Below are 21,083 nucleotides of genomic sequence, written 5' to 3'. Positions count from 1 at the left end.
GGCGGGGCCGCAAGGTAGCATGCTGTGCTGCAGCTGCAAGCCTTGGTGTGCTCAGGCCGGTACGGTTGCTCTAGAGGATTGGTGAAAAAAGCCGGGCACTCTGGGCAAGCACGCGGAAGGCATAGGAGCGCTTGTCCAGGTCATCGGGACCAGTCTCGCGCGCGCCGGCGAAGTCACGCTCCAGCATGGCGGCGATCTGGGCAATGAAGCCGGGGCTGGTGAACCAGAGCGTGATCTCGAAATTGATCCGGAAGGAGCGGTTGTCGAAATTCACCGTGCCGACAGAGGCCAGTTCATCATCGACCAGCACCACCTTCTGATGCAGGAAGCCGTCGAGATAGCGGTAGACCTTGATGCCGTGGTTGACCATGTCATCGGCATAGGCGTGGCTGGCCAGCCAGACCAGCCGGTGATCTGCCTTCTGCGGCAGCAGCACGCGCACATCGACGCCCCGCAACGCTGCGGCATAGAGCGCCATCTGGATTTCCGGTCCCGGCACGAAATAGGGGCTGACGATCCACAGCCGGCGGCGGGCGCGGGACAGAGCCTCGGTGAAGGCGATGGAACAGTCTTCCAGTGGATCGGCCGGGCCCGTCGGCATCACCAGGACGGCTTCGCCGCCGGGGGATTCGTAGGGGCCGGGGGAGAAGAAATCCAGCGGCTGGCCGCAGGCCCAGTGCCAGTCCTCGGCAAAGGAGAGGGTGCAGCCGAGTGCCGCCGGGCCGCTGATCTTTACATGGGTGTCGCGCCAGTGGCCGAAATCCGGGTCCTTGCCCAGATATTCATCGCCCACATTGTGCCCGCCGACCCAGGCATGCCGGTTGTCCACGACGACGACCTTGCGGTGATTGCGGTAGTTGATCCGCATCGGCCCCAGGATCCGCAGATAGTGGTGCGTTTCATTGAAGCCCGAGACATGGATGCCGTGCCGGCGCAACCGCCGGATATAGGCCTTGGGCAGGCCCTTGGAACCAATCTCGTCATAAAGGAAGTAGACCCGGACGCCTTGCCGGGCCTTCTCAATCAGCAGGTCGGCCAGCGTGCGGCCCAGCACATCGCTGCGCACGATGAAGAACTGCACCAGAACCACGGTTCTGGCCTCGGAAATCCCCTGCAGGATCGAGGAAAACGTGGCATCGCCATCGATCAGCAATTCGCAGCGGTTGCCGGAAATGAAGGGCAGGTTGGCGACGCTTGACAGCACCTGCCAGTCCGTGGTCGCGGCCTTGTCGGCGATGCCGATCTGCCGGGCGCGGCGGCTGCGCTCGTCCCGGCCCATCTTGCGCTGCACGTCTGCATAGTCGTCGAACTGTTTCCAGCCGAAGACGAGATAGAGAAAGATGGTGGGGAAGGGCAGGAAGAACAGCGACAGCAGCCAGGCGATGGTGCCTTGCGCGGTGCGGCTGTTCATCACTTCCCGCACGGCGCAGATGGCTGCAAGGGTGTAAAGCGCTGCCGTAACCGCGGCGATGATGCCGAGATTGTTCAGGATCGTATCGGCGAGACTGACATCCGTGAGGACATCCCTGCCGATGGACGTGGCAGCGCCCCCCATGGGCGTGGTCCTTATCTCACAGGAAAGGCGCCTTCAGCCCGGACCGGCTCTCCAGCCACGCCGGAACCGGCAGGGACTTGGAGCGCAGGAAGTCCGGATTGTAGAGCTTGGACTGATAGCGCGAGCCGTGGTCGCACAGGATGGTCACGACCGTATGGCCGCGTCCCAGATCCCGCGCAAGACGGGCCGCACCGGCGATGTTGATGGCACTGGAGCCGCCGAGCAGGAGACCTTCATTCTCCGCCAGATCAAACAGCAGCGGCATGGCTTCCTCATCGGTCACCAGATAGGCCTTGTCCACCTTGATGTCCTCGATGATCGGCGTGACGCGGCCAAGGCCGATACCCTCCGACACGGAGCCGCCGGGGGAGGATTCTGCCTTGCCGGTGGTGAAGAGCGAGTACATCGCCGCCCCGCGCGGGTCCGCGCAGCCGATGACGATGTCCTGCTTCTGCTGGCGCAGATAGGTGGAGGTGCCCGCCAGCGTACCGCCGGTACCGACCGCGCAGATGAAACCGTCCACCTTGCCGTCCGTGTCGCGCCAGATTTCCGGACCGGTGCTGACGAAATGGGCCTTGCGGTTGTCGAGGTTGTTCCACTGGTCGGCAAAGAGCACGCCGTTAGGCTCGCTTTTCGCCAGGTCTTCGGCAAGGCGGCGGGCGACATGCTGGTAATTGTTCGGGTCGGAGAAGGGCTTCACCGGCACTTCGACAAGCTCTGCCCCGGCAAGGCGCAGCATGTCCTTCTTTTCCTGGCTCTGGCTGTCCGGCATGACAATGACGGTTCTGTAGCCGCGGGCGCGGGCTACGAGCGCAAGGCCGATGCCTGTGTTTCCAGCGGTGCCCTCGACGATCAGGCCGCCGGGCTTCAGGTCGCCGCGCGCTTCGGCCTCCAGGATCATCTGCTTGCCGGCGCGGTCCTTGACCGACTGGCCGGGATTCATGAACTCCGCCTTGCCCAGGATCTCGCAGCCCGTCTCGTCAGAAAGCCGGTTGAGGCGGATGAGCGGGGTGTTGCCGATGGCTTCGACGGCGGAGGCATAAAGGGTCATGGTGATCCGGTGTTACTGTTTTCTGGTTGAAACGTCTTGTGCGCAAGCTAATGGTCCAAAGGCGCCGGATCAAGTGACGCGGCTGCAATCTGGCGTGTCATGCGTGAAAGGTTTTTCTGCATCTTCGCTTAAATGGAAACGGAAAACCCCCGTCTTGGCCCCGGCGGCATCTTGCCGGAAAGGGGCAGTTTATCTAGTTTTCCTTACCAACACGCAGAAAGACGTGATCCGGGCACCAAAGACCGCCGTAGAGCAGGAAAAGCTGCTCACTCAAAAGATGGCACCAGGCACCTCAATGGAAACTACCACTGGACTGGACGAATTGCTGGCAGGATATGTCGCCGGAAGGCTGGCAGAACCCGCGCGCGTCCTCGTATCGTCTCATCTGGAATTGTCGCCCCGCCATCGCGGCTATGTCCGCTCGCTGGAGGCCTTGGCCGGGGCAGAGCTGGACACCACCGCACCGGTGGAGCTGACCAGCCGCGATGCCCGCCTTGAGGCCATTCTCGGCCTTCCAGCCATGCCGGAACGGCGCATTCAGCCGTGCGAGTCCTTCGATCCGCGTCTTCCGTCCAGCCTGCGCGGCCTGCTGGGCCGCAACACGCTGGACGGCCTGAAGTGGCGCAGCCTGATGCCGGGCGTGAAGGAATTCAAATTCGGCGAAATGGATGGCTGCACCGCCAGCCTCCTTTGGATCAAGGCCGGCCGCGCCGTTCCGTCTCACACTCATGATGGCCAGGAACTGACGCTGGTGCTGCAGGGCGGCTTCTCGGATGTGGATGGGCACTATGTGCGCGGCGATCTCGCCTTTGCCGATGATCACGTCGATCACAAGCCCATCGCCGATGACGATGAAGACTGCATCTGCTTTGCTGTCACAGAAGGCCACTTGCGGCTGACTGGCCCGCTGGGCCGCCTTATCGCTCCGTTCATGCGGATGTGAGGGCGGGGCAGGGTAAGTGTGCCTGTTTCACTGCGGTGCTGCTGAAAGCCAGAGCCTCATAGCCCTACTGCGCTGTCCCCGCCTTGAGCGGGGACATATGAGCTTGGCAGGGTTTGATGCTCGCTCAGGCCGTCACCCCGGCCAAGCGCAGCGCGAGCCGGGGCCTGCCCGCTTCCAGAGAGCTGAGATTCTCTCAAGCGCTGCTTCAGGTTCCTGTCCGAAGCCAGATGCACCATCCCACCAGATCCACAGCCCGCCCTTGTCCGTAGAAACTCCAGACACAGGAGTTTCAGGTGACAGATTATACGGCAACCCCTTCGGACGGTTCGGCATGGATCACGGGCGCCAGTTCCGGCATCGGGCGGGCGGTGGCGCTGGAGCTGGCGCGGGCGGGCTTCAAGGTTGCGGTGACGGCCCGTTCGGCTGAAGCGCTCGAGAGCCTTGCCGGAGAGGGCGCAGGCCTTGCCGGATCGATCCACGCCTATCCGGGCGACGTCACGGATGCGGCCGCCATGGCCGCTATTGCCGCCAGCATCGAGGCGGAGCTTGCGCCGCTTGCCCTCGTCATCGCCAATGCGGGGGTCTATATCCCGGTGGATGGTCTCGATGGTTCTGCAGAGGCTTACGCGCAGACCTTCGATGTCAATCTGAAGGGCACCGTGCATGTGGTGCTGCCCGCGATTGCCGCCATGAAGGGGCGGGGGCGCGGTCAGATCGCGATTGTCGCCTCTGTCGCGGGCTACAGCGGCCTGCCCACCTCGGCCGCCTATGGGGCGACCAAGGCCGGGCTGATCAATCTGGCCGAGAGCCTGAAGTTTGATCTCGACCGGGTGGGGATCCGCATTCAGGTGGTTTCGCCCGGCTTTGTCGATACGCCTGCGACCAAGGAAAACCCTTTCCCCATGCCGCATCTGATGCCGGTGGAAGAGGCGGCCAAGGCTTTTGTGGCGGGGCTGCGGGCGCGCAAGGGCTTCGAGATTTCCTTCCCCAAGGCCTTCGTGCGGCAGCTCAAGTTTTTGCGGATTCTGCCCTACAGCCTCTATTTCCCGCTTGTCGCCAGAGCCACCGGCTGGAGCCGCAAGGGGCGGTGAGGGCACTTCGCGTCAAGCGCCCCACCGCGCCGCCCCGGCCTTGAGCCGGGGCCTGTGAGGAGGCCTCAGGGGCGATAGCTGTTGACATGCTGATGCGCCGAGCCTTGAGAAGGACCCTGTGCTGCACGGCTCAACCAAACCCGGATCAGCCGGTTCCATTGCGGTTGGCATCAAGCCCTGCTGCGTCAATGACAGGTCCCAGCACGGAGGCCGGGACGGCGCGGGATTTGAGTCTGAGCGCCGCTGCGGACCAGGAACTCTGGCTAAATCTGCCCGCCCTGCGCTTCGCCGCTGCCCGGCTTGTCCCGCCAGCGCAGGCGGTGTTCCAGCTGGCGCAGGGCGACGGAGAGGGTGACTGTCATCGACAGATAGATCAGCGCGACGAGATTGTAGGTCTCGAAATAGCGGAAGTTGCCTGCGGCTGCGACCTTGCCGAGCTGGGTGATGTCGGTGACGCCCAGAACCGAGACGAGGGAACTGTCCTTCAGCATGGCGATGAAATCATTGCCAAAAGGCGGCAGCACCACGCGCAGGGCCTGCGGCGCGATGACCAGACGGAAGCGTTGCCAGCCGGTAAGGCCAAGCGCCTTGGCCGCTTCCACCTGACCGGGGGCTATCGAGACGATACCGGCCCGGAACACCTCCGCCAGAAAGGCGGAATAGGCAAGGATCAGCGCGGCAACGGCACGCCAGAGCAGGGAGACATCACGCGTCCTGACTTCGCCAAGGCCGAGGTACCCGGCGAGCCAGTTCCAGCCTTCCACCAGCAGCGGCACACCGGCAAAGGCGATGTAGAGCAGCAGCACGATAATCGGGATGCCGCGGATCAGTTCCACATAGAAGCGGACGAACTGGCGGATGACGGTGAACCGCGACAGGGTGCCGAGCGCCAGCAGCAGCCCCAGCAGCGAGGCGCCGGTGAAGGCCGTGGCCGTGACCATCAGCGTGATGCCGATGCCCCGCGACAGGGTGGACAGCACCTGCGCCTGCTCGGCATCTCCCAGAGCCTGCGCAAAGGCATAGGCGACCAGAAGCCCCATGGCGGCGAGCCACCAGGGAAACTCAGGCGAAGAGGGCGAACGGCCGCCGGGAACATGTCTGGCGCGCGGCTTCGGGCGGGCGGGTCCCATTCTTCACGGCTCTCCAGCTTGCATCAGGCTCACTGGCCCATCTTGTAGTCAAGCAGCCACTTCTTATCGAGCGCGGCCATGGTGCCGTCTGCCTTCATCGATGCAATCGCGGCATTGACCGGGGCAGCGAGATCCGAGCCCTTGGGGAAGATGAAGCCGAAGTCTTCCGTGCCCAGTTTCTCACCCACGATCTTCAGCGTGCCATTGGAGGTGGAGACATAGCCCTCCGCCGCCGTGCTGTCGGTCAGAACCAGATCCACGTCACCGGCCCGGAGTGCGGCAACGCCTGCACCAAAGGTCTCGAACTTCTTGATGCGCGGGTTGGCCTCGTCGCCGTCGAGCACTTCGTAGACACCGACATAGAAGGGCGTGGTGCCCGGCTGGGCGGCCATCAGCAGCCCGGCATCGGCTGCAAAGCCCTTGGCATCGGAAAACCGGGCTTCATCGGCACGCACCAGCATCACCATTTCCGAGCGCATGTAGGGATCGGAGAAATCCACCTTGTCCTTGCGGTCGTCGCGGATGGTGATGCCGTTCATGGCAAAATCATATTCCCCGGCGGCGATGGCAGGGATCATCGCGTCCCAGCTGGAGTTCTGATAGGTGACCCTGGCGTTGAGCCGCTTGGCGATCTCCGCAACCGCGTCATATTCCCAGCCCACGGCCTTGCCGCTGCTGTCCATGAATTGCAGTGGCGGATAGGCATTTTCCGTCAGCACCGCGATTTCCCGGCCCCCAAGATCCGGCAGGTCAGCTGCCGGAGCATGACTTGTTGTGAAAGGCAGCACCGAAAGGGCAAGGACGGCAAGGCGGGCGAAACGCGGCAGAGTGGTTGTCATGGGTCAGGCTCCCGTTGACGTGAAACGTGTTCCCGACTGTTAGCCATCAACCTGTTCGGGAGCAAGCGGCATGCTTGACGTGATTCTTTCAGGATGTGATTTCTTGAAAACACCTGAAAAGTTTCCGCTGTTCCTTTTGTCTTGCTGCTGGAAAGAGAATGCATGCAGTTGCGGGGCTTCGGGGGCTTTGGTTGCGGAAAATGCTTGGCAGATCAAGCCTGTAGCGTGTCTTTTGGGCCACAGAAGGCCTTTTTTTCTCCGGCTTTCAAGATAACGCCAGAAACTGCCTTAGCGCTCTCATTTCGCCCGTGTTAGCTACTCGGTTGACTACGGTATTTGGGGGAATGCGGGAACATGCAGGGGCCTTTCAGCAATAGCCATTGCTCGGAAAATTCACGGACTGCTAGCCTTGTTCGGGTCTCGCTGAGATCAGCTTTCCTCTGCTCCGTGGCAGCGGCCCTCATCGTTGCCTCGGCTGGCCTCGCTGCTCGGGCGGCGGACGGCGATGGGGGCGCGGGCGGAGATAGCACCGGTACAAGCGCCGGGGGCACCGCAAGTGCCACATCGCCGGGTAGTGACGGCACGGACGGGGTCAGCGGCGGCATTGGCTATCTCTCTGGTGGTGCTGGCGGTGGCAGCGGTTTAACAGGCGGCAGCGGTGGCGCAGGCGCCGGCAGCAGCCCCGGCTCTGGTGGTGCAGGCGCGTCTGTCACGGGCGCTGCCGGGTCTGATGGTACCAGCGGCGGGAATGACAGTTCGGGCGGCGGTGGCGGCGGCGGCGCGCATGCTTATGTCGGGACCATAGACAGTTTGCCCACGTCGGGAACTTTTACCGGTGGTGCTGGCGGCAATGGCGGCGCCGCTGGGTTTGCGGGCTACGGCGGCGGCGGCGGCGGCGGCGGCTTCGGTGCCGTCATCACCGGTCTTACGGGCTCCGGCGGCACCATCATCGTCAGCGCCACTGGTGGCGCAGGTGGGTCTCATGGCTGGGCCGCCAGCGGAGGAAATGGGGGCAGCGGCCTCGTCATCGATCAATCCACCGGCAACAATACGATAGCCATCACCGGCAGCGTGCTCACCGGCGGCGCGGGCGGCGGGGCAGCCCCCGGCGTCAGTGTGTCTGGTGGTGATGGTGGTTCGGGTCTTGTGCTTAATGGGGGCACAGGTGCAAACACGCTTGTGATCTCAGGCGGGAGTATCAGTGGCGGTGATGCCGCAACTGGCACTCCAGTTGGCAGTCTCGGCGGTGATGGCGGCAATGGCATACTCATCCAGAGTGTGACCGGCCTTACTACTCTGAATATTGAGACGTCGGTAACGGGCGGCGCAGGCCGTAACGGGCTTTTCAGCAGTGGCGAGGGTGGCTCCGGCATCGTGGGCGAGAACCTTGCTGTCTCCATTGCGGCAGCAGGCTCCGTAACCGGCGGCCTCTCCGGCGATGGCACGCGTTCGGCCGCGCTGAATTTCCTGGGGGGCTCCAATACCCTCACCCTGGAAAGCGGTGCCACGGTGACCGGCGGCATCGTGCTTGCGACCAATACGACGTCGCTCGAACTCGCGCAGACCACCGATTACACCTTGTCCAATGTGATCTCCGGCAATGGCGCCATCTCCAAGACAGGCGCCGGGACACTCACACTCAGCGGCAACTCGTCAGGCTTTAGCGGAAGCTCAAGTGTCACCGGCGGTGAGCTTGCCGTCAACGGCACGCTCGGCGGCGATGTGACGGTTGGCAGCGGCGGTACGCTCGGCGGAACGGGCAGCATCAGTGGCACAGTCACAGTGTCGGGTACCCTTGCAGCGGGCCAGAGTCCCGGCACGCTGACTGTTGGCACTCTCGTGCTGAACTCCGGTTCCGTTTCGGAGTTCGAGCTTGGCCAGCCGGGCGTCGTGGGCGGCACGGATAATGATCTGGTGATCGTGACCGGTGACCTGACGCTGGCGGGGACACTGGACCTCAACAGCCCGGCATCAGCCGGTTATTACCGCCTTTTCAATTACGGCGGCACGCTGTCCGGTGCCTTTGATTCGGTTACCGGGACAGGGTCCTATACGGCTACGGTTTATGACACGGTTCCCGGTCAGGTGAATGTGGCGGTGCTTGCTTCCAGCCAGCAGATGCAGTTCTGGGATGGAGCAGACACAACGGGCGATGGCACCGTGGATGGCGGCTCAGGCGCATGGTCTGACGCGGCCACCAACTGGACCGGTGCACCAGGCGAGGCGGGGGTGAACGCAGGATGGGTGTCCTCCGTAGCTGTCTTTGCCGGAGCCTCGGGCGGTACAGTGACAGTCGATGGTGCGAAGTCCTTCGACACGCTGCAGTTCTCCACCAATGGCTATGTTCTGACCGGTGATGACCTGCAGATCGGCGTAACCACCGGCACGCTGACCGTGGACAGCGGTATCAGCACCACGATTTCATCGGTCATAACGGATGGCTCCGGCTCTGCCCTGCAAAAGGCTGGGGCGGGCACGCTGGTTCTGACCGCAGCCAATACCCACACGGGTGGAACGGTCATCACCGCAGGCACGCTGCAACTCGGCGATGGCGGCACAACGGGCTGGATCGACGGCGGCGTCACCAACAGTGGTGCCCTTGCGTTCAACCGCTCGGATGACGTCATCTTCGCCGGAGACATTTCCGGTTCCGGTTCCGTGCAGCAGTCGGGCTCCGGCACTTTGGTGCTGTCAGGCACCAATACCTATTCCGGCGGCACCATCATCAGTGCCGGCGGAATTAAGGCAACCCTCGCCAGCATCGGCTCGGGTGCCATCACCAACAACGCCTCGCTCATTCTTGATGCAGCCACGGACGGTGTCTTTGCCAATGTCTTGTCAGGAACGGGCGTCTTCACAAAGACCGGTGCCGGCAGCCTCAGCCTGACAGGTACGCTGACTTACACAGGCTCCACATTTGTCCAGGCGGGCACCTTGCGCGTCAACACGGATCTGTCCAGCTCCTCAGTTTTCGTGCAGACCGGCGCCGTGCTCGGCGGCACGGGCACCATCGGCGGCTTCAACGCTACCTCTGGGGCGACTGTTGCGCCGGGCAACTCCATCGGCACGCTGACGGTGGCCGGGAATGGTGTCTTTGTGTCCGGCTCCATCTATCAGGTCGAAGTCAACGCGGCCGGGCAATCGGATCTTCTGACGGCCACAGGTGAAATCGCCATCCAGTCTGGCGTTACCCTCTCGATCCTGGCCGAGCCGGGCAGCTATGCGGCGTCCACCACCTATACCATCCTGTCAGCCGCGGGCGGGATTGTGGGTTATCCCTTTGCAACGGTCACGTCCAGTCTGGCCTTCCTTGATGCTTCGCTCATCTACAATTCCAATTCGGTTGATCTGACATTGACCCGAAATCAGACGGGGCTGGTGGATGTGGCGGAGACGCCGGGACAGAAGGCCTTGGTTCCGGCGATTGATGGTCTCGGTGCCGGTAACGAAATCTACGACAGCATCACTCCGCTGACTGTATCCGAGGCTCGCAATGCCTTCTCTCAGCTCTCCGGCGAGCTTTATCCCACAGTGGCCTCCCGTCTTGTGCAGGACAGCGGTCTTGTCCGCGATGCGGCCATGAAGCGCCTGCGCGGCACCTTTGCCGCTCTCGATGCTCCGCGTGGCGGCGGGGTTGAGGTCTGGGGCCAGGCCTATGGCGGCTGGGGCTGGCAGGACAATGGCAGTGACTATGCCGTGGCGCGCCGTTCGGCTGGCGGGGTTCTTGCCGGTGCCGACATGCCTTTCGGCAGCAGCGGCGTTGCCGGTGTCTTCGCCGGTTACGGCTCGAGCTATATCGATGTCGCCTCGCAGAATGCGCATGCATCGGCGAACAGCTATCATGCAGGTGCCTATGGCGGCTATGGCTTCGGCAATGTCAGCCTGCGCAGCGGCACGGCCATCAGCTGGCATGACCTGTCTACCCGCCGGTCCATCGCCTACCGGGGCTTCAGCGATCAGCTGACGGCTTCGCCCGATGCGCTGACGGCGCAGGTCTTCGGTGAGCTTGCCTATGGCGCAAAGGTTCAAGACGTGACGGTTGAGGCTTACTCCGGTCTTGCCTATGTGCACCAGAACAACAGCAGATTCCGCGAAAGAGGCGGTGCTGCTGCTCTTTCCGCAACTTCGGACAGCACCGGCACCGGTTTCCTGAACCTTGGCCTCAGGGCACGCCACCAGTTCGATCTGGCTGGAATGGCAGTCACCGCACATGGTGCGGCTGGCTGGACTTACGCCTTCAGCGATGTCTCAAGCAACCGTTCGCTGGCCTTTGCCAGCGGCGGGGAGAGTTTCTCCATGCCGGGCCTTGCGGTGCTGCGCAATGCGGGCGTCGCCGAAACCGGGCTGGAGATGGCGATAGCCCCTTCAGCCTCTCTCGGCGTTGCCTACCGGATTCAGGCAGCGGAAGAGGCTCTTGACCAGAGCTTCAAGGGTAACCTTCGCATCCGGTTCTGATCCGCATCGGCTTTCCAAAAACAAGAGGCCGCGCCAGTGATGGCGCGGCCTCAGACTGCTGACAAACCTTCGGCCTCTCCATCGTCATCCTCGGCCTTGTGCCGAGGATCTAACCAAATCAATGGCTTGCAGATGGTCGGGACAAGCCCGACCATGACGAAAGAGGAGAGTTCTTGCTTTGTCAACGACCTCGAGGCCGCGCCAGTGATGGCGCGGCCTCTTGTTTTCCGGTGTTCTGCCTGCCTTAAGGCGCGGCTTTTCTTCACCCTGCCTTGGCGTAAACGATCTGGCGCACGTCGATATTGCCGGAGCGGAAGCCTGCCTCGCAGTAATGCAGGTAGAACTCCCAGAGCCGCTTGAAGCGCTCATCGAAACCAAGCGGGGAAATGCGCGGCCATGCCTCGCGGAAGCGCTCGCGCCACTCTGCGAGGGTGCGGGCATAGTCCTGACCGAAGATGCGCTCCGCCGACAGTTTCAGGCCCTGCCGTCCACCGATTTCCTGCAGCTTGCCGGGAGGCGGCAGCATGCCGCCGGGGAAGATGTAGCGCTGGATGAAATCCGGGCGGCGGGCATAGTCCTTGAACATGGTGTCCTGGATCGTGATGATCTGCAGGCCCGCAAGCCCGCCGGGCTTCAGGCAGGACGACACCTTGTTGAAATAGACCGGCCAGTATTCCTTGCCGACCGCCTCGAACATTTCGATGGAGGCGATCCGGTCGTAGACGCCGGTTTCATCGCGGTAATCCTGAAAGACGACCTCGACCTTGTCATTGAGGCCGGCCTTGAAGATGCGCTCGCGGGCATAGTCGTACTGCTCGCGGGAAATGGTCAGGGCGCGTACATTGGCGCCGATCTCGCCGGCGGCAAATTCGGCAAAGCCGCCCCAGCCACAGCCGATTTCCAGCACCTTGTGGCCCGGCTGGATGCCGGTTGCTTCCGCCAGCGCCAGATATTTCTTGCGCTGCGCCTCTTCCAGCGAAGCGGTGCTCTCGTCAAAGAGGGCCGAGGAATAGGTCATCGAGGGGTCGAGCCATTCCCGGTAGAAGGCATTGCCAAGGTCATAATGCGCAGAGATGTTCCGCTGCGAGCCCTTGCGGGTGTTGCGGTTGAACCAGTGCCGCAGTGTGACGGCCAGGCGGAACAGCGGGCTGCCCTGCAGCTTCTCCACCGTTGCGTCGCGGTTGACGCAGAAGAGCTCAAGAAAGGTGGTGACGTCCGAGCTGGACCAGTATCCGGCCATGAAGGCTTCGCCCACGCCCACATCACCGCCTTCTGCGGCCATGCGCACGAAGCGCCAGTCATGGACGGTGAGGTCGGCAACGGGACCGGCCTCCTTGCCTTCGATGCGGAAGGCCTGACCATCCGGCGTCGTGATTGTCAGCACGCCATAGCGCAGGGCAAGCACGATGCGCATGCCCATGCGGACGAAGCGGGGCAGGCCCGAGAGCACCTCGCGGGCATTGGCCTGGGTCAGATGAATGACCCGCTGCGATCCGGCATTGGCCGGGGAGGGCAGGGAGGAGGCAAAAGACATGTCGGTCTCCATCAGGCTTTCCCGTAAAACTGTTCATGTGCGGACGCGTTTGCCTCTTTGGCCTTTTGCGCGCCGCTGCCTGCCGCAGGTGCGGTGGCAGATGTCTTTGAATGAAAACGTATACCCTTAAGCCAGAGCTTCAAGGCCTCCCAGTGAATACCCGCCATGACCTTGAGCGTCATGAACGGCATCCTCAGGCATTCGCGCAGGATGACGTGGCCGGTCAGAGGGCTGTGATTGCCGTGGAAGGTCGCGGCCAGAGAGGGGCCGTCCGGGTCCGTCTCCAGAATCCGTACACGCACGCTTTCACCCGGCGGCATCATGCGGAAGTGATAGGTCTGCACCATGTCCAGGAAGGGCGAGACGTAGAACTGCTTGTCCTGCGTCTGCCGGATCCCCGCCTCGCTCACCTGGTCCGCTGTCACGGGCGCCACATAGGTGTGCAGGTCGCCGAAGGTGTTGCGCACCTCATAGACGATGCCTGTCAGCGTGCCTTCGCCGTCATAGGCGTAATAGACGCTGAGCGGATTGAACACATAGCCCAGCATGCGCGGATAGCACAGCAGCAGGACACGTGCGGGGCGGGCCACGCCTTTCTCCGCCAGCAGCCGGTCCACATGCGACCTGAGATCCGATCCGTCCCGGGGGCCGTGGTCCTTTTCGTGGAAGGACAGAAGATTGAAGCGGCGGTGCGAGAAGAACCAGCTCTGCAGGCCAGCGACTTCCAGCCGGTCCAGATCGATCAGCAGGCAGAAGACGGAATAGCTGAAGCGGTGCGGCACAGGCTTCATGCGCGCATGCATGACCTGCCCGGCATAGAGGCTTGCCGCCTCTGCCGGAGCCGGGCCGTTGCCGCTCATGCGGGTCTGGCCGTGCTGGTCTGTATTGCTGCGCATAGCCATGCTGCGTCCTGCCTTATTCGGCAGCTTCCGCGAGACCGGAGGAGCCGGTGACCGCAGAGCGCCAGGGAAGTTCCGCGCCAAGGGCAGTGGCAACCTTGAGGCCGGAAACAAGACCGTCCTCATGGAAGCCGTGCCCTTGCCATGCCCCACAATACCACGTGTTGGAAACGCCCTGTATCCGTGAGAGTTCCTGCTGCGCTGCAAGAGCGCCCGCATCAAACTGCGGATGGTCATAGGTGAAGCGGGCGAAAGTCAGATCCTCACGCGGCTCATGCGGAGGATTGAGGGTGACGAACAGCGGGCGGCTGGTGTCAATGTTCTGCAGCCGGTTCATCCAGTAGGACACGGCCACATCCGTTCCTTCCGCCGAGCCGGTGCGGGCAAGATAGTTCCAGGAAGCCCAGACGCTCTTGCGCTTGGGCATCAGGCTTTCGTCCCGGTGCAGATAGACCGCATTGGGCCGGTAGCGGATGGCCGAGAGAATGCGGCGCTCGTCCTCGCTCGCATCATCCAGCATGGCCAGCGTCTGGTCCGTATGGCTTGCGAGGATGACGTGATCGAAAATGTCTTCGTGGCCCGAGGCATCGCGCACATGCACCTTGCCATCCGCACGGCGCACATTGGTGACGGGTGAGCCAAGGCGCACATGGCCGCGCAGCGGCTCCAGCAGGCGCTGCACATAGTTGCGGCTGCCGCCGGACACCGTGCGCCACTGCGGCCGGTCGAAGTTGATCAGCCGGTGATTTTCGAAGAAGGAAACGAAGGAGGCGGCCGGGAAGGCCAGCATTTCTGAGGCCGGGGTGGACCAGATCGCCGCGCCCATCGGCACCAGGTAGTCTTCAATGAAGGCGGCGGAGAACTTGCGGGCGCGCATGTAATCGCCAAGGCTCATGCCCGTCAGATAGCCCGAGGCGAGATCTGCGGCGCACTGGCGGTTGAAGCGCAGGATCTCGCGCAGCATCCACAGGAAGCGCGGCGAGACCATGTTGCGCCGCTGGGCGAAGATGGTGCGCAGGTTGGTGCCGGCCCATTCACGCCGTCCTTCATCCACCGACAGGGCAAAGCTCATGTCGCTGGCTTCGGTTTCAACCCCCAGATGGGCAAAGAGTGCGGTCAGGTTCGGGTAGTTCAGCTCGTTGTAGACGATGAAGCCCGTGTCCACCGAAATGGCGGCGCCGTCATAATCGATATCGACCGTGGCACTGTGCCCGCCGGGGCGCAGGCGCTTTTCGTAAACGGTGATTTCGTGATGGCCACTGAGGGCCCAGGCTGCGCTGTTGCCCGAGATACCGGAACCGATGACTGCAATCCGCATTCTGTATCCTTGTCATGCGGGACGGGACGTCCCAAAGGTGGGGCAGCGGGGAAATGCCTTGTATTGCGAGATCTTACGCTGCGCCCGCACGTGCGGATCACGGACAGGAATTTTTGTTGTGAGTGGAGGGGAGAAAACAGGCCGTGCCAGAGGGGCGAAGCAGCCCGTTCCGCCTCAGGCGCTCTGGCGGATGACCAGTTCCGGGGCGAGGCGGACGATTTCGGCGGCAGGGTCTGACCCTTGCGTTCCGCCGTGGCCATCAATGCGCTGGCGCAGGAGGCGGAGCGCCTCGCGGGTGGTTTCCAAAACCGGATTGCGCACGGTGGTCAGCTGATAGGGCTCCCACGCGGCGGCGGGGATGTCATCAAAGCCGGCAATGGCCACATCACCGGGCACGCTGAGGCCAAGGCGGCGGGCGGCGGCGATGGCGCCAAGGGCCATGGCATCATTGCCGCAAAGAATGGCGTCGGGCTTTTCCGGCGCCGTCAGCAGGGTGAGGGCCTGCGCAAGGCCACTGTCGACGGAATAGTCGCCCTGGCGTGCTGCGAGCAGCTTCATGCCGCGCCGGGCCAGTGCCTGCATCAACCCGTCATGCCGCTCGATGTTGGAGAAGGTTTCCGGTGTGCCGCCGATCCAGGCGAGCTTGTTGCGGCCACTTGATGCCAGATGATCCACCAGCAGTTCCAGCCCCAGCCGGTTGTCGCAGCACACGGCATCCGTATCGCCGCCCGGCATGATGCGCCCGACCATGACAATCGGCGCGCCGGAGTTGCGGCAGCGTTCGGCCAGTGCCGGGCTGACCGATCCGGCGGCGACGATGGCGCCATCCACCTGATAGGCGAGGGCGTCTTCCAGCGCATTGTCCAGTTCATCGCCCGGCTGCACCTGCAGCAGCAGCGGCCAGTTGCGGGCCGCGCGGATTTCCCGGCTCATTGTTTCCAGGAGCCAGGCTTCATAGGGGCGGGAGACGGCGCCGACCACAAGGGCAATGAGGCCGGTCTGGCTGCCGGTGAGGCCACGGGCGATGCGGTTGGGGCGGTAACCGAGGGATTCTGCCACGGCGAGCACGTGGGCACGTTTGCGGGCAGCAATGGGCGCTCCTTCCGTGAAGGCGCGGGAAACCATGGCGCGGGAAACGCCTGCGGCTTCGGCAACATCATCGGCGGTGACGCGCATTCCTTCTCCGGCTCATTTTGCAAACGCGTGCATATCCTGCATCGCACAAAAAATGGCTCTTTGCAAATCGAGTTGACATAAAACCGTCATGCGCTGAACATAGATTGAACGCGCTTTCAATCGGAGGAGGTCCCCATGGGAACTGAAGCGCTGTCACTGGAGGAGGTGTCCATTCGCCTTGGGCAGTCTCTCATTCTCGACGGCATCTCGCTGGAGGTGCCAGCGGGCACCTTCACCTGCCTGCTTGGCCCTTCAGGCTGCGGCAAGACAACATTGCTGCGCTCCATTGCAGGGTTCGCCCCGCTGAGCGCAGGGGATATCACCGTGGGCGGACGCTCCATCGCCGGTCTTGCGCCCGAGGCGCGCCAGACGGCCATGGTATTCCAGTCCTACGCCCTGTGGCCGCATATGTCGGTCGCCGGAAACCTGACCTATCCGCTGAAGCTGCGCGGCCTTGGCAAGGCCGAACGGGAGCGGCGGGCAGAGGAGGTTCTGGCGCTGCTGGGCCTTGAGGGCTATGGCGGCCGCGCCGTCACCAGCCTGTCCGGCGGCCAGCGCCAGCGCGTGGCTCTGGGCCGGGCGCTGATCATTGATCCGCCGCTGCTGCTGCTGGACGAGCCGCTGTCGAACCTCGACGCCTCCATCCGCCGCAGCCTGCGCGGCGAGCTGCGCCGCCTGCAGCAGAAGGTCGGCATCACCACCATCATGGTCACCCACGACCAGGACGAGGCGCTGGCCATGGCCGACCGTATCGTCCTGATGCGCAAGGGGCAGATCGTGCAGGTGGCGAGCCCGGAGGAGCTGTACGGCGCCCCGGCGGATCTTGAGGCGGCTGAGTTTCTCGGTGTCAGCAATGTCACGGCCTTCCGCCATGGCGATCCGGTTGCGGCCTTCACCAGGCTGGCCGGGTTCCGCACCGACGTTGCACGCGCGTTCACTTCGGCGGAGGTTCTGCCCGAAGGTCCGGCGCTGCTGCGAAAGGGGCATGTCAGCGCTTGCGCCTATGCGGGCGGCACCTACCAGATCACCATCGATTCTGCCGGGGAGAGCCTGTCGGGCTGCTCGCCCGTGCCCATCGCTGCGGGCGCTGATGCGTCCCTCACCGTTCCGGCATCCATGCTGATGAGCTTCGATGCCGAAAACCGCCTGCTTCAGGGCACGCTCCACGGGGCTGTGCTGGAGACACGGCACTAATTTTCCCACTCACGAACCTCAGGGAAGACAGTCATGAAACTCAGGATTGCCCTTGCCAGCATGCTGGCAGCCACGACCCTTACGACGGCTCTGGCGACCAGCGTGTCGGCCCAGACCCTGACGGTGATCACCGCCGGTGACACCAACATGGTGGACTATATCAATGACTACCTCGGACCGAAGTTCGAGGAGACCCATCCGGGCGTGACCGTGCGCGCGGTCGGCACCGGCCCGGGCGATGGCGGCAGCCAGGCGATCTATGAAAAGATCGACGCCCAGAAGGGCAAGGACGTGTGGGATGTGGACGTCGCCGTCGTGCATCAGCGCATGGCCGGCAAGATGGTCGAGGAAAAGCTGCTGTCGAGCTACCGCGACGGCCTTGCCACCGCCAAGCTCGTCACCCGCGAAACGGCTGAAAACTCCCTCGGCGTGAATGTCTCCGGCTATGTCATGCCGATGTTCCACAGCCAGATCGCCATCGCCTACAATCCGGACGTGATCGCCAACCCGCCGCAGTCCTATGAGGAACTGGCCAAGTGGGTGAAGGAGAATCCGGGCAAGTTCGGCTACAACGGCATCACCGGCGGCATGGCCGGCGTCGGCTTCGTCTTCGGCTGGATGTATGCCTTCTCCGGCACGGCTGACGAAATCCGCAACGGGCCGTGGGCTGACGATGCCGCTGCCAAGTGGGAGCCTGCACTCACCTCGCTGCGCGACTTCAACCAGAGCGTTGTCATGACCCCCGGCAACGCCGGCACGCTGGATGCCATGAACCGCGGCGAAATCGCCATGGGCCCGGTGTGGATGGACATGTTCTACACCTGGGTTGCCGATGGCCGCCTGAACCCGAACCTGAAGCTGATGATCCTGTCGCCGGGCATGCCGGGCCAGCCGATGTACTACACGGTGCCGGCCAAGGCTGCGCAGCCGGAACTCGCCAAGGAATTCATCGCCTTCGCCACCAGCCCGGCTGTGCAGGCTGACGGCATCGTGCGCCGCTTCAACTGGTTCCCCGGCATCGATCCGCAGAACGTCAAGAGCGAGCTGACGGACGCCGAATGGAACCGCCTGTTTGCCGACGTGACCCCGGAAACGCTGGCCGAGCGCGGCTGGTCCATGCCGCAGGCCAAGTACTTCGCGGCCATTCTGGAAGCCTACGAGAAGAACGTCGCCAAGTAAGGGATGACTTGCGGGGGAGGGCCTGCTGGCACTCTGATCCGCGCGTCTCCAGCAGCCACTCTTCTAATCCCGTCTGGCCCGGCTCCCCGCCGGGCCGGGCATCTGCCTTTCAGGGAACAGGCCGGGGCCGCAGTGCGGACAAACCGGCTCAGAGGAAATGCCTCATGACTGCACATTCTGCCGCTGACACGCTGCGGACCGGACAGACCGCCGCGAGCGGGCTGTTCAGCCGCTGGGCTGGCATGGGCGCCGGGCTGCTGCTCGTTGCCCCCGCGCTCACGGCCATCGGCCTGCTCTATGCCGCGCCGCTGCTGCGCTCGCTCGTCACCGCCTTTCAGGATGGCGATGGCAGCTTTTCGACGGTCAATATCGCCAAGGCGCTGGAGTTCTACAGCGGCGATATCATCTTCTCCATTCTCGTTGCGCTTGGCTCGCTGGCGCTGATTGCAGCCGCCTCCATCGCCATTGCCGGCTATCTGACGCTGGGCGAAAGCCGCTGGGCCGTGCCGCTGCTGCGCTGGCTCTACCGCTGGCCGCTGTTCATTCCTTTCATCGTCGCCGGGCAGACGGCGCGCTCGTTCCTGGCCCGCAACGGCATGCTGAACACGCTGCTGGTGGACACGGGGCTGATGGATGCGGCGACGGCGCAGAGCCTGCTCGACTGGCGTGGCCTGGTGCTGACCTTTGCCTGGAAGCAGGTGCCTTTCGTCACGCTGCTGCTGGCCGGGGCCATGGCTTCGCTTGACCGCTCCACCATCGAGGCGGCGCGCAATCTTGGGGCAGGGCGGCTGCGCTGCCTGTTTGAAATCGTGCTGCCTCAGGTGCGCCCGCAGCTGCTGGTGGCGCTGGTGCTGTCGCTCGTCACCATCATGTCGGTGCTGTCCGTGCCCGCCATGTTGATCTCCGGCAATCCCACCATGATGACCGCGATGATGGCCCACCGGGTCACCTATTACGGCGACTATGCCGTCGCCAATGCGCTCGGCCTCTTCTCCTATCTGCTGACGGCAGTGGCGGCCTGGGCTTACCTGCGCATGACGCTCAAGGCAAAGGCAGGCCAATGACCGCTCTCTCAAGCTTTGCCCGCAAGGCGGGCGCCACCCTCGGCCTTGCCCTTGCCATGGGGCTGGTGGCCTTCATTGTCTTCGGCCCACTGACCAACCTCGCCATCTGGGCCTTTGCCGAACAGTGGTTCTATCCCAACCAGTGGCCGACCCGCTGGGGCTTCGAGTTCTGGAGCCGGGTGTTCCGTCCACGTGCGGGGGCGTGGGAGTCGCTGTGGAACTCTGTCTCCATCGCGGCGGCGACCGTCGGCCTCTCGATGGCCCTGTCCATTCCGGCCGGTTATGCGCTGGCGCGGCTGGCGCTGCCCGCCCGCAGCTTCATCATGCTGATCTTCCTGCTGCCGCAGGCTTTCCCGTCGCTGCCGATCTTCGTCAACATCGCCGCGATCTTCTACGGCCTCGGGCTCAACGGCACGCTTTTCGGCGTGGTGCTGGTGCATTCGCTGCCCGGTCTTGTCTATGCGGTGTGGATCGCCACGGCTTCCTTCAGCGCGGTGGACCGCAGCATGGAGGAAGCCGCGCGCAACCTCGGGGCCGGGCCCTTGCGCACCTTCCGGGACATTACCCTGCCGCAGGCCTTTCCGGGGCTGATGGCCGCGTCGATCTTCGTCTTCCTCGACAGCATCGACGAGTTCACCGGCACCTATTTCGTCGGTGCGCCGGATATCTCGACCCTGCCGATCCTGATGTTCAACGCCAGCATGGGCGGCAATTACCAGATCGCCGCCATCACCGCCTTGATCCTCCTGATCCCCTCCGTCGGCTTCATGCTGGTCATCGAACGCTTCCTGAAGGCGGATGTGCTCTCGCGCATCGGCCGCTGACTGAAAGACCTTTCAGGGCATGTACATCCTTCATTTCTCCGACTTTCATCTCTTCGCCGCAGACAAGGAAAGCGCCCATCCGCGCCCCGATACGGTGGCGGCGGTGGAGAGGGTTCTGGCGGATGCCGCCAGCCTGACGCCGCAGCCGGATCTGGTGCTGATCTCCGGCGATCTGGCTGACTGTGGCAGCGCGGAAGACTATGCGCTGGCCCGGCAGATGCTGGCCCGGTTTGACGCTCCCGTGCTTGTGGTGCCGGGCAATCACGACCGGCGCGAGGCCATGCGCGCAGCTTTCGCGGGCACCATTCCCTTCACGCCGGAGCCGTTCCTCAATTTCGACATGGTGCACAAGGGCATTCGTGTCATTGGCCTTGATACGATCATTCCGGGCAAGGTCGAGGGGGAGCTTTGCGCCGGGCGTCTTGGCTGGCTGGCCGAGCGTCTCGCCGACGAAAAGGCGCGGGAAGAGACCACCTCCGGCGTCACCTTCTTCATGCTGCATCACCCGCCCTTCGGCCTTGCCTCACCTGCCTGGGACTGGATGACGCTTACGGCGGGAAGAGACGAGCTGCGCACGCTTCTGGCCGGTTTTCCCGGCCACCTGCGCCTGCTGACGGGCCATGTGCACCGGCCGCTGATCACCAGCTTTGCCGGGCACTTCGCCGCCATCGCCGGCAGCCCCGCCTTTCAATATGCCCCCGGCCTCGGCTGGACCAGCGAACCGCCGCTGTCCGCAGAGCCCTATGTCTACTGGCTCCACCACATCACCGGCTTCGGCGGCGTGATCACCAGTCCCCGGATGATTGATCTGGGGTGAGGAGGGGGCGCTCG

16 protein-coding genes are annotated in these 21,083 nt (G+C 63.6%); 8 read left to right on the top strand and 8 right to left on the bottom strand.

What is annotated here, in order from left to right:
• Positions 1-70: 70 nt before the first annotated feature.
• Positions 71-1,555 carry a cardiolipin synthase gene (cls, locus tag H163_RS0113915; protein ID WP_019965209.1) on the bottom strand — a complete coding sequence of 495 codons (1,485 nt, stop codon included), beginning with the start codon at positions 1,553-1,555 and terminating at the stop codon, positions 71-73.
• A gap of 16 nt (positions 1,556-1,571) precedes the next feature.
• Entirely contained in the window at positions 1,572-2,606 is a 1,035-nt protein-coding gene (locus tag H163_RS0113910; protein WP_019965208.1) for a cysteine synthase A, read from the bottom strand.
• Between the two features lie 295 nt (positions 2,607-2,901).
• Here H163_RS0113910 and H163_RS0113905 point away from each other — a divergent pair, with 295 nt between their 5' ends.
• Entirely contained in the window at positions 2,902-3,549 is a 648-nt protein-coding gene (locus tag H163_RS0113905) for a ChrR family anti-sigma-E factor (protein ID WP_026355845.1), read from the top strand.
• A gap of 293 nt (positions 3,550-3,842) precedes the next feature.
• A complete protein-coding gene (locus H163_RS22870) occupies positions 3,843-4,640 on the top strand; it encodes an SDR family NAD(P)-dependent oxidoreductase (protein ID WP_019965206.1) in 798 nt (265 codons plus the stop codon).
• 263 nt (positions 4,641-4,903) lie between these two features.
• Here H163_RS22870 and H163_RS22865 read toward each other — a convergent pair whose 3' ends face one another.
• Complete coding sequence (locus tag H163_RS22865; RefSeq protein ID WP_081626029.1) at positions 4,904-5,770, bottom strand: amino acid ABC transporter permease; 867 nt, start codon at positions 5,768-5,770, stop codon at positions 4,904-4,906.
• 29 nt (positions 5,771-5,799) lie between these two features.
• Entirely contained in the window at positions 5,800-6,609 is an 810-nt protein-coding gene (locus tag H163_RS0113890) for a transporter substrate-binding domain-containing protein (RefSeq protein WP_019965204.1), read from the bottom strand.
• 447 nt (positions 6,610-7,056) lie between these two features.
• Here H163_RS0113890 and H163_RS22855 point away from each other — a divergent pair, with 447 nt between their 5' ends.
• Entirely contained in the window at positions 7,057-11,064 is a 4,008-nt protein-coding gene (locus H163_RS22855; RefSeq protein ID WP_081626028.1) for an autotransporter domain-containing protein, read from the top strand.
• A 262-nt stretch (positions 11,065-11,326) separates the two neighbouring features.
• Here the strand turns inward: H163_RS22855 and H163_RS0113880 are convergent, their stop codons facing one another.
• From H163_RS0113880 to H163_RS0113865, 4 genes are all read right to left on the bottom strand, one after another.
• Positions 11,327-12,598 carry an SAM-dependent methyltransferase gene (locus H163_RS0113880; protein WP_051105397.1) on the bottom strand — a complete coding sequence of 424 codons (1,272 nt, stop codon included), beginning with the start codon at positions 12,596-12,598 and terminating at the stop codon, positions 11,327-11,329.
• A gap of 11 nt (positions 12,599-12,609) precedes the next feature.
• Positions 12,610-13,494: a DUF1365 domain-containing protein gene (locus tag H163_RS0113875; RefSeq protein WP_019965201.1), complete on the bottom strand. Its 885-nt coding sequence runs from the start codon at positions 13,492-13,494 to the stop codon at positions 12,610-12,612.
• Positions 13,495-13,513: 19 nt separating this feature from the next.
• Positions 13,514-14,815 carry an NAD(P)/FAD-dependent oxidoreductase gene (locus tag H163_RS0113870; protein ID WP_019965200.1) on the bottom strand — a complete coding sequence of 434 codons (1,302 nt, stop codon included), beginning with the start codon at positions 14,813-14,815 and terminating at the stop codon, positions 13,514-13,516.
• 174 nt (positions 14,816-14,989) lie between these two features.
• Complete coding sequence (locus H163_RS0113865) at positions 14,990-15,991, bottom strand: LacI family DNA-binding transcriptional regulator (RefSeq protein ID WP_019965199.1); 1,002 nt, start codon at positions 15,989-15,991, stop codon at positions 14,990-14,992.
• 135 nt (positions 15,992-16,126) lie between these two features.
• Here H163_RS0113865 and H163_RS22850 point away from each other — a divergent pair, with 135 nt between their 5' ends.
• From H163_RS22850 to H163_RS22845, 5 genes are all read left to right on the top strand, one after another.
• Complete coding sequence (locus H163_RS22850; protein WP_019965198.1) at positions 16,127-17,185, top strand: ABC transporter ATP-binding protein; 1,059 nt, start codon at positions 16,127-16,129, stop codon at positions 17,183-17,185.
• A 33-nt stretch (positions 17,186-17,218) separates the two neighbouring features.
• Positions 17,219-18,364: an ABC transporter substrate-binding protein gene (locus H163_RS0113855; protein WP_019965197.1), complete on the top strand. Its 1,146-nt coding sequence runs from the start codon at positions 17,219-17,221 to the stop codon at positions 18,362-18,364.
• Between the two features lie 242 nt (positions 18,365-18,606).
• Positions 18,607-19,428, top strand: coding sequence for an ABC transporter permease (locus tag H163_RS0113850; protein ID WP_026355843.1), 822 nt, complete (start codon positions 18,607-18,609; stop codon positions 19,426-19,428).
• Positions 19,425-20,252, top strand: coding sequence for an ABC transporter permease (locus H163_RS0113845; RefSeq protein WP_019965195.1), 828 nt, complete (start codon positions 19,425-19,427; stop codon positions 20,250-20,252). Before H163_RS0113850 ends, H163_RS0113845 begins: the two co-directional genes overlap by 4 nt.
• A 19-nt stretch (positions 20,253-20,271) precedes the next feature.
• Entirely contained in the window at positions 20,272-21,069 is a 798-nt protein-coding gene (locus tag H163_RS22845) for a metallophosphoesterase (protein WP_019965194.1), read from the top strand.
• The last annotated feature ends 14 nt before the right edge of the window (positions 21,070-21,083 follow it).

It is taken from the genome of Pannonibacter phragmitetus DSM 14782 (genome assembly GCF_000382365.1).
GTDB lineage: Bacteria > Pseudomonadota > Alphaproteobacteria > Rhizobiales > Stappiaceae > Pannonibacter > Pannonibacter phragmitetus.
The sequence above is the reverse complement of the archived record's forward strand: the minus strand, read 5'-3'. Positions and strand labels throughout refer to the sequence as shown.